General features: G+C 58.0%; 9 protein-coding genes and 1 pseudogene. 4 read left to right on the forward strand and 6 right to left on the reverse strand.

The window, feature by feature from the left end; all coding sequences use genetic code 11:
- Positions 1 to 271: 271 nt before the first annotated feature.
- The gene (gene glmS, locus ACVIYL_RS01555; RefSeq protein WP_456781761.1) at positions 272 to 2,098 is read right to left on the reverse strand and encodes a glutamine--fructose-6-phosphate transaminase (isomerizing); all 1,827 of its coding nucleotides are present in this window, start codon (positions 2,096 to 2,098) and stop codon (positions 272 to 274) included.
- Positions 2,099 to 3,290: 1,192 nt separating this feature from the next.
- Here glmS and gmd point away from each other — a divergent pair.
- Positions 3,291 to 4,376, forward strand: a complete 1,086-nt coding sequence (gene gmd, locus ACVIYL_RS01560) for a GDP-mannose 4,6-dehydratase (RefSeq protein ID WP_456777556.1) — start codon at positions 3,291 to 3,293, stop codon at positions 4,374 to 4,376.
- Entirely contained in the window at positions 4,357 to 5,316 is a 960-nt protein-coding gene (fcl, locus tag ACVIYL_RS01565; RefSeq protein WP_456777557.1) for a GDP-L-fucose synthase, read from the forward strand. The genes gmd and fcl overlap by 20 nt, the downstream gene beginning before the upstream one ends.
- Positions 5,317 to 5,664: 348 nt before the next feature.
- Here fcl and ACVIYL_RS01570 read toward each other — a convergent pair whose 3' ends face one another.
- Together ACVIYL_RS01570 and ACVIYL_RS01575 are read right to left on the reverse strand one after the other, a co-directional pair.
- Complete coding sequence (locus ACVIYL_RS01570) at positions 5,665 to 6,807, reverse strand: MFS transporter (protein WP_456777558.1); 1,143 nt, start codon at positions 6,805 to 6,807, stop codon at positions 5,665 to 5,667.
- A gap of 624 nt (positions 6,808 to 7,431) precedes the next feature.
- Complete coding sequence (locus ACVIYL_RS01575) at positions 7,432 to 8,322, reverse strand: sulfite exporter TauE/SafE family protein (protein ID WP_310879713.1); 891 nt, start codon at positions 8,320 to 8,322, stop codon at positions 7,432 to 7,434.
- A 281-nt stretch (positions 8,323 to 8,603) separates the two neighbouring features.
- Here ACVIYL_RS01575 and ACVIYL_RS01580 point away from each other — a divergent pair, with 281 nt between their 5' ends.
- Positions 8,604 to 8,807, forward strand: a complete 204-nt coding sequence (locus ACVIYL_RS01580; protein WP_310879712.1) for a hypothetical protein — start codon at positions 8,604 to 8,606, stop codon at positions 8,805 to 8,807.
- A 208-nt stretch (positions 8,808 to 9,015) separates the two neighbouring features.
- Here ACVIYL_RS01580 and ACVIYL_RS01585 read toward each other — a convergent pair whose 3' ends face one another.
- Entirely contained in the window at positions 9,016 to 12,120 is a 3,105-nt protein-coding gene (locus tag ACVIYL_RS01585; protein ID WP_456777559.1) for a multidrug efflux RND transporter permease subunit, read from the reverse strand.
- A gap of 1,159 nt (positions 12,121 to 13,279) precedes the next feature.
- Between ACVIYL_RS01585 and ACVIYL_RS01590 the strand changes: the two genes are divergently transcribed.
- Positions 13,280 to 13,612 carry a hypothetical protein gene (locus ACVIYL_RS01590; RefSeq protein WP_456781978.1) on the forward strand — a complete coding sequence of 111 codons (333 nt, stop codon included), beginning with the start codon at positions 13,280 to 13,282 and terminating at the stop codon, positions 13,610 to 13,612.
- Here the strand turns inward: ACVIYL_RS01590 and ACVIYL_RS01595 are convergent.
- Both ACVIYL_RS01595 and ACVIYL_RS01600 read right to left on the reverse strand, forming a co-directional pair.
- Positions 13,579 to 13,795, reverse strand: a pseudogene (locus tag ACVIYL_RS01595) (IS5/IS1182 family transposase); the annotation flags it as partial. The gene ACVIYL_RS01590 and the pseudogene ACVIYL_RS01595 overlap by 34 nt on opposite strands.
- Before the next feature lie 25 nt (positions 13,796 to 13,820).
- On the reverse strand, positions 13,821 to 14,624 hold the full coding sequence (locus ACVIYL_RS01600) for a glycoside hydrolase family 12 protein (RefSeq protein WP_456777560.1): 804 nt from the start codon (positions 14,622 to 14,624) through the stop codon (positions 13,821 to 13,823).
- Between the last annotated feature and the right edge of the window lie 346 nt (positions 14,625 to 14,970).

The following is a 14,970-nucleotide window of genomic DNA, read 5'->3' on the forward strand; positions in this document are numbered from 1 at the left end:
GCTCCGATCGGGCATACATTTCCGCGTTTAGTTCAGGCCAGTTAGGCCCTGCGGAAGTGATAGGCAGCTTGGCTTACCACAAGCTGACGTGGCTCGTGTTAGCGCTAGATCATCCAGATCGTGGTCTCGAAATTCCGGCGGCGCGCGGCTCAACCCCCAGCAGCAAAGACCAATCATGACCATGCTATCTGTCGTGCATTCGCAGAACTGCCGTAGCCAATACAACCTATTGGCTAGACGACGGAAGAGCACCTCGGCGTTGAGACGGCGCCTATTCGACTGTGACCGATTTTGCAAGATTGCGCGGCTGATCCACATCCGTCCCCATAACGACGGCGGTATGGTAAGCTAAAAGCTGCACGGGGATCGCATAAACCATCGGAGTAAAGCTTGCAGCCATGTCTGGCAACACAATGGTCATGAGCGTATCCACCGTTGCTTCCGATGCCCCCGTCGAATTGGTGATCAAGATGATGTTGCCGCCTCGAGCGGCGACTTCCTGCATATTCGAGACGGTTTTCTCGAAGACCTGGTCGTAAGGCGCGATCACCACAACGGGTACGGTCTCGTCGATCAATGCGATCGGTCCGTGCTTGAGCTCGCCGGCGGCATAGCCTTCTGAGTGGATATAGGAGATTTCCTTCAGCTTGAGCGCACCTTCCGATGCTAGCGGCGCCGATGTTCCTCGGCCGAGATAGAGAACGTCGTTCGACTTGGCGATATATCGCGCGAGTTTCTCGATCTGCGGTTCGACCAAAAGCGCAGCAGCAATTAGCCGCGGCACTTCGATGAGCTCGCGCACGAGCCTCGATTCCTCAATCTCGGACAACTCACCGCGCGCTTTGCCTGCCGCGATGGCAAGCGCCGCCATCACTACCAGTTGACACACGAATGCCTTGGTGGAGGCGACGCCGATTTCAGGTCCCGCCAGCGTCGGCAAAACGGATTCGCTCTCCCGCGCAATCGTCGACGTCAAGACGTTGACTACAGATATTGTGTGTAGGCCCTGGCTCTTGGCATAGCGCAATGCAGCCAATGTGTCAGCGGTTTCTCCCGACTGCGAGATGACGATCGCGAGATCGCCCTGGCGCAAGGGCGCCTCCCTATAACGGAACTCGGACGCTACATCGATCTCCACCGGCAAGCGTGCCAACCGCTCGAACCAGTATTTGGCGATGTGACCGGCATAGCTTGCCGTGCCGCACGCGGCAATCGAGATGCGCTGAACAAAGTTAAAGTCGAACGGTAATGAGAGCGGTAGGACTACGCGCTCGGCCACCATATCGAGATAATGCGCCAATGTCTGACCGACTACCGTCGGCTGCTCGTAGATTTCTTTGGCCATGAAGTGGCGATAGTTCGCTTTGTCGACCAGGAATGACGACGCTCCAGACCTTGATGGCTCCCGACGGACAACGGTCCCGTCTATGCTATAGATCACGCAGACCGTGCGGCTAAGCACGGCCCAGTCGCCGTCTTCAAGATAGGTTATAGTATCGGTCAAGGGCGCGAGCGCGATCGCGTCCGATCCCAGATACATTTCGCCGTCACCATGCCCGATTGCAAGGGGCGATCCCTTGCGCGCACCGATCAGAAGATCGTCGTGGGCTTTGAACAGGAATGCCAGAGCGAAGGCCCCGCGCAGCCGTGGCAACGCGGCTTGTACCGCATCCTGCGGCGAGTAGCCATTCTTGAGATAAGATTCGACGAGATGCGCCACCACCTCGGTGTCCGTCTCCGAGCTAAAATGGGCTCCGTTCTGCTCCAGCTCAGCTCGCAGCTCGCGAAAATTCTCAATGATTCCGTTATGAACGACCGCGACATTATCCGTTGCATGCGGATGAGCATTGTTCTCGGTGGGTTTTCCATGCGTCGCCCAGCGAGTGTGACCAATACCGCTATGGCCCGACGGCGGATAATCGCGCAGCCGCTCCTCAAGGTTTTTCAGCTTACCTTCAGCGCGCCGGCGCTCGATACGGAGACCTTCGAGCGTCGCGACGCCCGCGGAGTCGTAGCCACGATATTCCAATCGCTTGAGCGAAGCGACCAATTGCCCAGCGACAGGACCACGTCCCAAGATGCCGACTATTCCACACATGTCGATCAATGCAGCCCAAGTTCAAGGAGCCGAACGCCCCTTTGGAGGATCGCTTAGCCGATGGTGATGGATATCAAGTTCTGAATTCGATGTGGCTGCCTGTAAGGCTGCCGCATTTACAAGCGTGACTTTCAACCATCATCGCCTCGCTCAGCCACACTCCGCTTTTTGGTTGTCACCATCGAGTACAAACTGCGACGCGGCCGCGAATGGCGTGATTGCTTCGAGGTGATCTCGATCGGCTTTGTACGGCATCTAATCCCGACACGAACAAACCCTTTGCTCGATGGCGACGACAACCGTCGGCGTCGCGCAAGTCCACTGCGAGGATATATCGCGCAAGCCGTCATATCGTCGCTGATGAACCTCATTCACGACTCTTCAGCTCCAAATCCCAATGGAGCGAACGGCGACGCGGCCGATCGGGTTAGCAGCTGGCGCATGGGCAACTAAATCCCCGCGCCTCACCGAGGGTCTCCTAGGTAGGCTTGCACCGGCCGCGCTCCATTAGACTGGTAGAAGGATGCAGCTTCACTTTCCACATGGTCTTCTCGGTGTTTTACGCAGCCGCTCTGGTGTGACTTGGCCCGTGTTATTGGAGACATTTCTGTCGTGCTGGCTCAAGAGGCTCATCGTTACTTGGATGCAAGCTATACTCGGCGGGACGACGACTTAAACGATCGTCGTCGAACGCTCCATTGTACGAACGTAAGCCTTCAATATCGAAACGTTCGAAGAAAGATACCAACGTTTGCTAGCCTTTCTCATTCCGTCTTGCGTCGGCCGTCCACTCTCTGCAGAGTCGCGCTATTAAGAAGTGCGGAGGTCGATGTCCCTATTGGCCAGTGCGGCGAGACCACGCAAGATGAACATAACATGCGCCCGAACATGGATAGGAACACAGACCATCGTCATTTAGCTCCCAGCTCGTTTGCTTAGGATCATCGCGGGTGTCAGGCGGGTTGCGTTTGTTAACTGCCGTTCTTTTTCCAATCTGAATGGTTCTCGCCTCTCTAGTCCAGATAAATCAATGTATATAGTGCGCATTTCTCTATGAAGTGTATGACTGGAGCTAACGATTGATTTCTCTAGTTGTGGATGTCGCGCGCTTGCGGATCTAGATATCTCGAGGAAGCGCTCCGCAATCGCGGTTCGAAGGGGCGCTTTCTTTCCGGCGCAACCAAGAAAGACCATGGCGGCTCAGGACTCAAAGCGGCGCGTTGCGCTGATCACCGGCGTGACCGGGCAGGACGGCGCGTATCTCGCCGAATATCTGCTCGGTCTCGGCTACACCGTGCACGGGATCAAGCGCCGGTCGTCCTCGTTCAACACCGCGCGCGTCGACCATCTCTACCAGGACCCGCATGCCGGCAACGTGCCGTTCCTGATGCACTATGGCGACATGACCGATTCGACCAATCTGATCCGCCTGGTGCAGCAGATCCGGCCGACCGAGATCTACAACCTCGCCGCCCAGAGCCACGTCCAGGTCAGTTTCGAGAGCCCGGAATACACCGCCAACGCCGACGCGATCGGCGTGCTACGCCTCTTGGAGGCGATCCGCATCCTCGGCATGGAAAAGGAAACGCGGTTCTACCAGGCCTCGACCTCGGAGCTTTACGGGCTCGTGCAGGAGGTGCCGCAGAAGGAAACCACGCCGTTCTATCCGCGCTCGCCCTATGGCGTCGCCAAGCTCTACGGCTACTGGATCACGGTGAACTACCGCGAGGCCTATGGCATGTTCGCCAGCAACGGCATCCTGTTCAACCATGAGAGCCCGATCCGCGGCGAGACCTTCGTGACGCGCAAGATCACCCGCGCCGTCGCCCGCATCGAGGTCGGCCTCGAGAGCAAGCTCTATCTCGGCAATCTCGACGCCAAGCGCGACTGGGGCCACGCCCGCGACTATGTCGAGGGTATGCACAGGATCCTGCAGGTCGACGAACCCGGCGACTTCGTGCTCGCGACCGGCGAGACGCGGTCAGTCCGCGAGTTCGTCGAGCTGGCATTTGCCGAGGTCGGCCGCAGCATCGAATGGCGCGGCAAGGGCGTCGAGGAAGTCGGTGTCGACAAGGCGTCCGGCAACACCCTGGTGCAGATCGATCCGACCTATTTCCGCCCGACCGAGGTCGATCTTCTGATCGGCGACGCCAGCAAGGCGCGCGCCAGGCTCGGCTGGGCGCCGAAGACGCCGTTCGCGCAGCTGGTGAAGGAAATGGTCGCCAGCGATCTCGTCGAGGCCAGGCAGGACGCGGCCAATGGCAAGCACGGCGTTTGAGCTGAAGGGCAAGACGGTCTTCGTTGCCGGCCATCGCGGCATGGTCGGCTCGGCGCTGATGCGCCGGCTGGCGCGCGAGGAGGCCGATCTCCTGACGGTGTCGCGCAGCGAGGTCGATTTGCGCGACCAAGCCGCGGTCAACGCCTGGTTTGCCGCGAAGCGGCCGCAGGCCGTGTTCCTCGCCGCCGCCAAGGTCGGCGGCATCGTCGCCAACAACACGCTGCGGGCCGAATTCCTCTACGACAATCTGGCGATCTCGAGCAACGTGATCCAGGCGGCGCACGCCAATGGCTCCGAGAAGCTGATGTTCTTCGGCTCGTCCTGCATCTATCCGCGCCTGGCGCCGCAGCCGCTGCGCGAGGATTCGATGCTGACCGGCCCGCTGGAGCCGACCAACGAGCCCTATGCCATCGCCAAGATCGCCGGCATCAAGATGGCCGAGGCCTATCGCAGCCAGTACGGCGCCGATTTCATCAGCGTGATGCCGACCAATCTTTACGGCCCCGGCGACAATTATCACCCCGAATACAGCCACGTCGTCGCCGCGCTGATCCGCCGCTTCCACGAGGCCAAGGTTTCGGGCGCCGGCAACGTCGCGGTGTGGGGCACCGGCACGCCGCGCCGCGAATTCCTCTATGTCGACGATCTCGCCGACGCCTGCGTCCATCTGATGAAGACCTACTCCTCGCCGGAACTGGTCAATATCGGCACCGGCGAGGACATCACCATCGCCGAGTTCGCGCTCATGGTCGCGGCGGCGGTCGGTTTTCGCGGTGAGATCAGCTTCGACACCTCGCGTCCGGACGGCACGCCGCGCAAGCTGCTCGACGTCAGCCGTCTGGCCAGGCTCGGCTGGCGCGCCCAGACCACGCTGGAGGACGGGATTCAGCTAGCGTACCGGGCATTTCTCGCCGACAGCAAATGGACTGCGCCAGAGTGAACTGCTTGTCCCCGACAAGCGGGCGCAAGCAGACCCATCCGAGGATCCGCGGGGCAGCAAATGTCCCAACCTAGCTGGCCCCGTCCTCGCGTAATGATTAACCTTGCCACGCGTCGCCCAACGCTCTTCGTCAACAAGAGCGCTCGGTTGGACGTCCGATCACCCGAGTGACCCTACATATTCTGGTTACGGCTCAGCCAACCATCTCGCAGGAAACAGAAATGTCATGCTCGAGATGTGCTGCTCTACTGCTACCCAGTTGAACCTGATCGACCCCAATCTCGAACGCCGCCCCGACCGATCATTAGCTCGGAACGTGCCGGTGTCCTTTTCCTCACGATCAGCGGCCTATCGAGGGTCGGCCATCACCATCCGCGCCGACAGCATGACGATGCACATGAGCGCGCCTAACATCCCGAACGCAAAAGGCAGGCCAGTCATATGTGCGACGAGCCCGATGCTGGCGGGCCCCATCAGTATACCGGCGTACCCGGCTGTCGTGATGACCGCGATCGCAACGCCTACCGGCATCACTTTCTGTTTGCCGGCGCGGCGACACAGTACAGGTACAACATTTGAAATACCCAGTCCAATAAGCAGGAACCCCGCCATGGCAACCACCGCAACCGGCGCGGCGACCACAGCCAAGAAGCCTGTCATGATCGGTAGAGTTCCGAGCATCAACGTGGCACGGTCGCCGATTCGCTCCACCACGGCATCTCCGCCGAGACGTCCTGCGGTCATCGCGACGGCGAAGAGCATACAACCAAGACCTCCATGTGCCTCCGCGAGAAGATCTTGCCCGACAAGAAGCAAAGCGCTCCAATCAAGCATTGCACCTTCAACGAGAAACGTGATCGCCGCGAGCGCAGCTATCAGCAATACACTGCGATGGGGCAAGACAAACAATGGCCCTTGCTGCGTCACAGTCGTCGCCGTCAACCGCGGCCAAGCCAACACAATCGCGGTCATCATTAACGCCGAACAGACCAACGTCGAAAAAAGCGGACCAAGCTGAAGTGAGAGGAGCGAGGTCACTGCGGCAGAGCCGGTGAACTCACCGATGCTGTAATGGGCATGGAAACCGGACATCAGTGGGCGGCCGGCGCCGCGCTCCAATTCGAGCGCATAAATGTTCATGGCGACATCGATCGAACCGAGTGAAACTCCGAAAGCAAACAGCGTGGCACCGAGTGCAAGAGGTGTTCCGGCGATAGCAAGCCACGGCAGGATAAGCGCCAGGCCGAGTCCACCCACGAGGATAATGGGCTTGCTGCCGTACCGCGCGTTCGACACGCTGGTCAAAAGCATAGCGAGAACGGATCCCGCACCGAGACAGAGCAGCAGAAGCCCAAGCATGCGATCGTCTACCGCGAGCCGCTCCTTGGCGAGCGGCACCAAAGGCGCCCACGCCGCCAGGCCAAATCCGGCGACAAAAAACGCAAGCCGCGTCCCAAGCAGGCCGGCAGCCCAACTGGCAGATGGTATCACAGGCACTCCTGAGAGAACGGGCTCGTGAGCACGGCGCCCCTCATCCTGTGCGTCGCCTGCAAGCGGCCCGCAGCTCGGCGATGATGGCCTCACGTTGACATTTTCATCCCTGCAAATGCGATGCCACCGCAAAAAGTTCGGGCCACCTCAAAACAGGCGAGCAAAGAGGAGTGATCGTGAAGCACCCCGGATGCGTGTTTCGGCCTATCTCTCTCGGGCTAGCCTTGCGGGGACGCTATTTTTGCTCGTCTCCGACAGTCGGAGGCGCAACAGCTAAAGCTGGCTTTGTTGCAAAACGTACAAAGCCGACGGCACCCAGAATTGCGTGTGCTTCGAGGAGAAGGCTACAGCTCGCGCGAACACGGCCGTAAGTTCCTCGACAGCATGCGATACCAATCCGGAAGTTCACACCAAAAGCAACGGCACTGATCCGACGGTTTCAGAACTGTGATTCCACCGGAGCCTTAGTTGTCGTGAGGCAATCAGCAAGATGCTCCGTGTCATTATCGTTGACGCCGACGGGCCCACATCAGCATCGCGCGCAGTCATCGATTACCTTTTCTATCGGGCTGGTTAGGTCCAGGACGCGCGCGCGTTCGATACTGAGGTGCTCACCGACATCGTTCAGGCGCTAATATCCGCAGCGCGCCGAGACCGTCGCTCTGACCAGGCCGGACTGTGCGTGGTAAAGAACGAGTATAGCAGACAAAGATCGATCAGTATCGTCGCCGACATCACGCTATAAGCCCAAGAGCTCCGCACTAGATCGAGCTCGATCAGCACCCGTGAGAGGCCGAAGCCGACGATCCAAGCATCAAAGCTCATGCAGATGCGTCGGAATATCTCCGGATCAAGCCGGCGGATGGCGTAAGATCCCAGCGGGATACCGAGCACAACACTGGGTATAAACGCATAGAGAAGGCTGCCGCTTTCGGAGATAAACAGGCCTAGCTTGTAATAGACGAAGGCGGTCACGCTCGATTCAACCACGCGAACCAGGGCTAGACCGGCGCGAAATTCGTTTTTGACCAGGCCCTGATTGTTAAACAATATCGCCAAAGGCGGACCGGAAATGGTCGTCACCGAATATAGGATTCCCAGCATCCACCCAAATGGCAGACCGATCAGCCAGCTTGCTTCGATAGGGCGGCGCCAACCCGCGGCTTGCAGCAGGATAAGGGGCAGCATGATCGTGTAGGTGGCGAATTTGATCCAGCCCGGCTGCAGCGAGGCCAACGCATAGCCGCCGAGCGCAATGCCCGGCAAGAGCCCAAGCAAAATGGGAAACACTCGTCTCCAAACCGCCGGCACGCCCTTCAGATTGATGAAGAGGACGCAAACGTTGACGAAGACCTCGACAATAACAATCGCTGGGTTGAGAATGCGATTGGTGTAGAAAACCAGCGCAAGGGGTACAGTGAGCGACGAAAACCCATATCCGATGGCTCCATTTACAAAGGCCGCAAAACACGTTGTGGCGGCCAAAAACAACATAGCTGCATCAAACTCAGGCATTCGTAACTTTCGCACTTAGGAGGGCGTCGCGCCATGCGTCAGGGAATCAGACCCGAACATTGGTCAATCTGGATTGAGGCGGATTCTGACCAGTCGTTTGACAGCTCATGCCGCCTTCATAGTGGCAGTGGATGTGGTCAAGTGCACCGGTTCAACATCTGCTCCTATTATCGGCTTCAGTTGAGAAGCCATGCCGTACTTCCCACTACCTGACTACGATCACACAGCCAATACGGCGGCCACGCGGAGTAAATAATTCTACTTCAAGAGGCGCTAGAATAATGGCAACGCCTCTTTTTGATCAGGGGAGTATAAATTCTCTCGCCCCCGGCGAGTACGAATTTGGGCGTTCCGCGGCCGTCACCGTCCGGCAATTCGCCCTGGCCGAGCAGCAACGGATCGCTGACATGTTTTTCGCCGAGCACCTGATGCATGACAAGCTCGGCAGCACAGGCATGAAGAGCTCGATGTGCAAGGGAGCGTGAAGCCATCCCAGACTCCGTCGCTCACCACACCGGCGTCATGAAAGGATCGTATTTCTTGGCGGCGTAGTCCTTCGCGGGCGAACGATGGATCGACGAGCTCAGCAACCAGATCATCCTTCACCAATTTCGGGTCTATCAAATTACCGCGGTCGGCAGGCAATGCCCTTATCGAGAGCAGCAATCGAGCCAACCCGGATCGATTTTTGTGTCATTGCTTGGCCAGCTGGGCATCAGCGGCGACGGTGAAGTCGAGTTCGGTGGCGTTCTTCTCGTGGCCGGAACTCGTGTCGACACGATGATCGGACGCGATGGCGACGTAGACCGCCGGCAGCACGAAGAGCGTGAATAGCGTGCCAACAGACATGCCAGCGACGACCACGAGCCCGATTGAGAAGCGGCTCGCCGCACCAGCTCCCGTTGCGGTCAATAGGGGTACCAGGCCCGTGACCATCGCGGCCGTCGTCATCAAGATTGGACGAAGTCGGACGCGCGCCGCCATTTCTATCGCCGCGCGACGGTCGAGTCTCTCCTTGAGCTGGAGCTCATTGGCGAACTCAACCATCAGGATCCCGTGCTTGGAAATCAAGCCGACCAGCGTCAGCAGTCCGACCTGAGTGTAGATGTTCATCGTCGCCCAGCCAAAGAATAACGGTATCAAGGCGCCGACGATCGCCATCGGCACACTGATCATAATGATGAGGGGATCGCGCAGACTTTCGAACTGCGCCGCAAGCACCAAGAATATGACGATCAGGGCAAATGCGAAGGTGATGGCCAGTTGGTTACCCTCGTGCACATATTGCCGGGCGTCGGCAAGGAAGTCGTGGCTGAAGCCTGCGGGCAGTTTCTTTGCCTCCGCTTCCAGGAAGTCCACGGCCTGACCGATCGTGACACCGGGCATCGGCACGGCTTGAAAGGTCGCGCAGTTGAGCTGGTTGTAGTGGGTAAGCGCGTTCGGATCGGTCGCAGTTTCGATGGAGACTACGGTAGACAACGGGAGCATCGAGCCAGTCGCAGTCTTCACATAATAATTCCCGATCGCTTCCGGCGCCAGGCGTTGCTCCCGTGGCACCTGCGGGATCACCTGGTAGGAGCGGCCCTGCAGATTGAAGCGATTGACGTAGTTTCCGCCAAGCAGGGTGGCGAGCGCGTTACCGATGTTCTGCATGGTGACGCCAAGCTCGTTAGCCTTGGATCGATCGACCTTGATTCGCACCACCGGCTGGTTAAACTCAAGGTCAGAGTCGCTGACCATGAACAGGCCGCTCTTGCGCGCAGCATCCTTCAGCTTCGACATCTGCTCATAGACCGATTGGAAGCCTAGCGTCGAATCGATCACCATCTGCACTGGCAAGCCATCCGAACCACCTGGAAGCGGCGGCAAGCTAAAAGCAAATGCGTTAATGCCTTCGATTTTGGACAGCTCGGCCTGGACCAAGGACTTTAGCGCGATCGATGATCGCCTGCGCTCGTCCCATGGCTTGAGCAACATGCCGGCCATGCCACCCCGCGAGCCGCTAATACCGTTGAGCACGAAGCTCAAATCAGTCTCGGAAAACTTCTTGAACGCCTTTTCGAGCTTGGCGCCGTAATAGTCGAGGTAGTCGATATTGGCGTATTTCGGCGCCTTGGTCAGTGCGAATACAATCCCTTGATCCTCCTCGGGTGCTAGTTCCTTGGACGTGTGCAAATAGAGAAAGCCGACAAGGCCCAGCATGGTCAGCGCAAACAACCCGGTAATCGGTCGATAATCGAGTGAGCGGTCGAGTTTGCGCCCGTACCAGCGGGTCATGGCGCCGAACACGCGGTTCACAGATCTGGCAAACCGCCCCTCTTCAGCACTCTTCAGGAGGACCGAGCACATCATCGGCGACAGCGTCAAAGCGATCACGCCCGACACGATCACCGCCCCCGCCAGCGTAAACGCAAATTCGCGAAACAGCGCCCCGGTGAGGCCGCCGAGAAAGCCGATTGGGGCGTACACAGCGGCCAATGTAATCGTCATGGAGACAACCGGACCGACGATCTCGCGAGCGCCCCTCGTAGCAGCCTGTAGGGGCGGCGCACCTTCCTCTAGATGGCGGTGAATGTTCTCCACCACGACGATCGCATCGTCGACCACGAGACCGATTGCGAGCACCATCGCAAGGAGGGTCAGGAGATTGAATGAAAATCCCAGCGCCAGCATCATGCTGCAGACGCCAACGAGCGACAACGGAATGGTGACGACAGGAATGATGACTGACCGCAGCGATGCCAGGAATAGGAAGATCACCACCACCACGATCGCAATGGCCTCAATTAGCGTCTTCTCCACTTCATCAATCGACGATTGAATGAATTTGGTAGAATCGTAGGCCACTTTCATCTTCAGTGATGGCGGCAGGTTACGTTCCATTTCTGGAAACAGAGCCCGAACACCTCGTACTATGTTTAGCGGATTGCCTTGGGGGCTCGCCTGCACGCCGATGAAGACCGCGTGCTCGCCGTTCATGGACACGCTGACATCTGTGGTCTGCGCGGCGAGCTCGATTGTCGCAATATCCTCCATGCGCACAAAGCCGCCGTCATTGGACTTGACGACCATACGCTTGAAGTCATCGACACTGCGCAGGTCGGTGTTCGCCGTGACGTCGGAGATAGTGAAATAGCCCTTGGTCTGGCCGGCCGCGGCCTGGAAGTTGTTGGCGGCGATTGCAGCCGAAACATCAGCGGGCGAAACGCCGTGCCCCGCCATTTTCGCGGCGTCGAGCCATAGCCGCATCGCAAAACTCTGGCTGCCCAAGATGTCTGCCGCCGCGACGCCGTCTACAGTAGACATAACCGGTTGCACGACGCGCGAGAGATAATCGGAGATCGCGCTGGCCGTCAGCTCATCGCTGGAGAAGGCGATATACATGACAGCGGTGGCCTGCCCGGTTGACTTAGTGACAACCGGATCGTTCGATTCTTTGGGGATCAAATATTTGACTGAGTTGACCTTGGAGAGCACCTCGGTGAGCGCCTCGTTGGGATCGAAATTGAGCTTGATGTAGACTTGAATCGTTGAGGTACCGAGCACCGATGAGGAAGTGACGTAGTCGACGCCCTCTGCGGAAGCGACTGCCTGCTCCAGGGGAGTCGTGATGAACCCCTGAATCATGTCGGCGGAGGCGCCAGGATAGGAGGTCGTTATATTGACGACCGTATTAGATAGCTTGGGATACTGCCGGATCGGCAGAACGGCAGCCGCGCGAAGGCCGATCAGCAGAATCAGGAGACTAACTACGACAGACAAAACCGGACGTTTGATGAAAAGCTCGGTAAATGCCATTTCGACTCGCATTCAAAGAGGTGACGCAAATTCGCTAGCAAGTCGCGTACGGCCACGGCCATCAATGCGACGACTACGGCTAAGGCCTGCAGCATGAGATAAGCGGGAACGACTGCTCTAACGGCTCACACATTCCAAAGCAGAGACAGCTCGCTCCTTCGCTTCACCATCTTCGCCGCTTCACCATCTTCGTTGCCTGGATGAAAGTCGGCCCTGCCATTCGGATCGCTGATCGCGATCTCGGATCGGGGAGCACCTTCTTAGGATAGAGACCCATGTCCTTTTTTGCCGCGCAATCGACCAGAGGTCCGACCCAAGATGTTTCGTCCTCACGCCTGAATGAAACGCAACGACTTCGAGCAAGGTATCAATTCAGCCTAAAGCTTCGCACCGACCCGTCGATCGAATGATCCAGCTTCAACATCGAAAGTACAAGCGACCTGACGGCTGCTCAACTCTACGAAGGTAAGCGGGCAATATAGAATAGGCTGCAAACCCTAAACCAAGGTTTGTCGCAACGGAACGCTGGCCGCAGCCGCGCGAGACTGGTGACGTTGCCAGACAGAACGCTCTCGATCCGTTCTGATTCCCAGCACCCACCGCAGTCATCCCGATCGCATCGTTAATACGCTGAACCAACGTCGGCTCCCCGGTTCGCCCCTTGCTGCCGGCTCAAAACGTCGTTCGGAAACCTTGCATTGAACACTTTTCCAGCTCAAGCTCCAGGACCTCGCTTTGAGATCAGCTCATGCTCGGCTTTCTGCTTGGCTTTCGTCATTGCGCCGGCAAGCTGTTCAGTACGTTCTTCTCAACCGTGAGATCCGTCTCTCTGCGGGCGTCTTCGAGTTCTCGCTGTTTGTGCAAGTGCTCCGCCTGGTCTCTTTGGACCGCAGCAAGTTTCTCATTGTTGTTTAAGAGCAGCTCGGCCGTTTCTCGGTCTTCGCTATTCTCGGCGCTGGCTCGTCGAATGCTTCTTCGCCGGTATGCATTGGAGGCGCCGCTTTCTGGTTGGCTGCGAGTTCTATCCGCAGAACCTCCTCGGCTTCTTTCGTTCAGCTCGCTTGCCTGCTGATCCTGGTCCGCCAATTTTAAGATAGGTTATAGTAACTCGACACAGAGGGTTTGGTTCGTTGAAATAGGCCTGATTTGGCTGAGAGCCTTGGATAGGAGCACGCCATTTTGGCGCGAGGCTTTCGGTTACGAACATCCATTTGACGCGGGGCGCGATCGTTTCTCCCCGGGGCGGTCTCGGCGACGAACCCGGGGGGAAATTGTCGATGCGCCGATCGGCGGCATCTCCGTCGTTGTCTTCATCATCTCGATCTACGTGCCGAGCATCGTGCAGGGCGTCTTCGTCGGCAGCGGCACGGAAGCCGCAAAGCATCCGAATTGGCGGCGAGCTTCGCACCTCATTATCAAACCGTCAGGGCCAGGGTCGCTGGTCACCTCGATGGCGGTAACGACCCCGGCGCAGTTGGCCACGCGAGAATAGGATTGCCGTAGACTGACGTCTTGCTTCCTCGCCAGATGCGATTCACCTCCTGGATCGCAGCATGCAAAAGCGTAGCGTCCGTTGGGAAGCTGATGACCTTCGGGCTGCACAGTGGCGTCGACAGTGACCCGCTTGATCTTGGCTGAATAGTGTGCCGGCCTCGCGCGTCACCCGAAGTCTCTCAAATCACCTCACCGCCCGCGGATCTTCACTTTGAGGTCACGCTCCAGTTGTTGAAGTTGAAGTTCATTCCCCCCGGGGACGAGGTGATCTCGACGCCGTATTGAACGCTACCAACGTTTATATCGCCGAAGTAGCCCTTCGACTTGATCCACTGCAGGATACTCTTGATGTCCACTGTGCCGCTGTTGGTCTTCGAAGTACGCAGGAGTGAGATGACCTTGTGACCGTTGAAGCCTTCAAAAACATTCCAAGTCGCTCCGCCCACGTTGACGTTGGTGTAGACCGGGATAGCCGCCCCGGAAGGATCCTGCCGATAATGATAGGAAATTGGTTTGACGTTGCCGCTGCCGTCCGGGTTTCCGGTGTAATTCGTCCAGAGCATTATCTCATGCTGGTTCGAGCTGTCCCAGATATCATAGGCGACGTCCCAGGCACCGTTAGTAGGAACATCCTGATTGAAGCTGGAGCGCAGAGCGCTGATTGAACTGAGCGGTTTCCCGACATTGAATGCCTCGTGCGGATAGCTCTTGATGCCAGCAGTATTAGGCTGGTTCGACCACACGCCCCACTGGTTGACTTCACGCACCGAAATCGTCTGAGGCCCAGCGCCCGCTCCCCACACGTCGTTGTTCCAAGTGTAGCCATTGCGTGAGAAGTTCCCGTATGGAGCGCTCGAACTCCAAATCGGAGCCTTTGCCGGTGCAAGCACGGCAGACAGTGACCTGGCTTCATTCACAGCCCGCCCAAATAGATTATGATCCTCCTGTCTACAGACGTACCCCGTTTGGCAACCTGGCGAGCCGGCACCGTTTATCCGATTGGAATCCATAATGCTCTCCTTGCTCTTAAGAGTGGCAAAGCCAGTCGCCGATCCGCCCAGCGGGTTGCCCTGGGTTCGTGACCAGTTCAGTCAAAGGCGGCATCGGCATCCAGACCAATTTCGAATTCTAGGAAGGTTGGCTTTCGAGAAGCTGACTAGTACCTCGACACAGAGGTTTTGATTCGTTGAAATCGACCTGATTTGGCCGAGGGCCGTGGATAGGTGCGCGCTTTTTTGCGCGAGCCTTTTGGGTTGTAACGACCATTTGACGCTGGCGTGGTCAGCATTGCGCCGTTTCTCCGGTGGTCTGGCAACGAGGCGGGGGAAATTGTCGATGCGCCGATCGAGGCATTTG

It is taken from the genome of Bradyrhizobium sp. USDA 3315 (assembly GCF_054056795.1).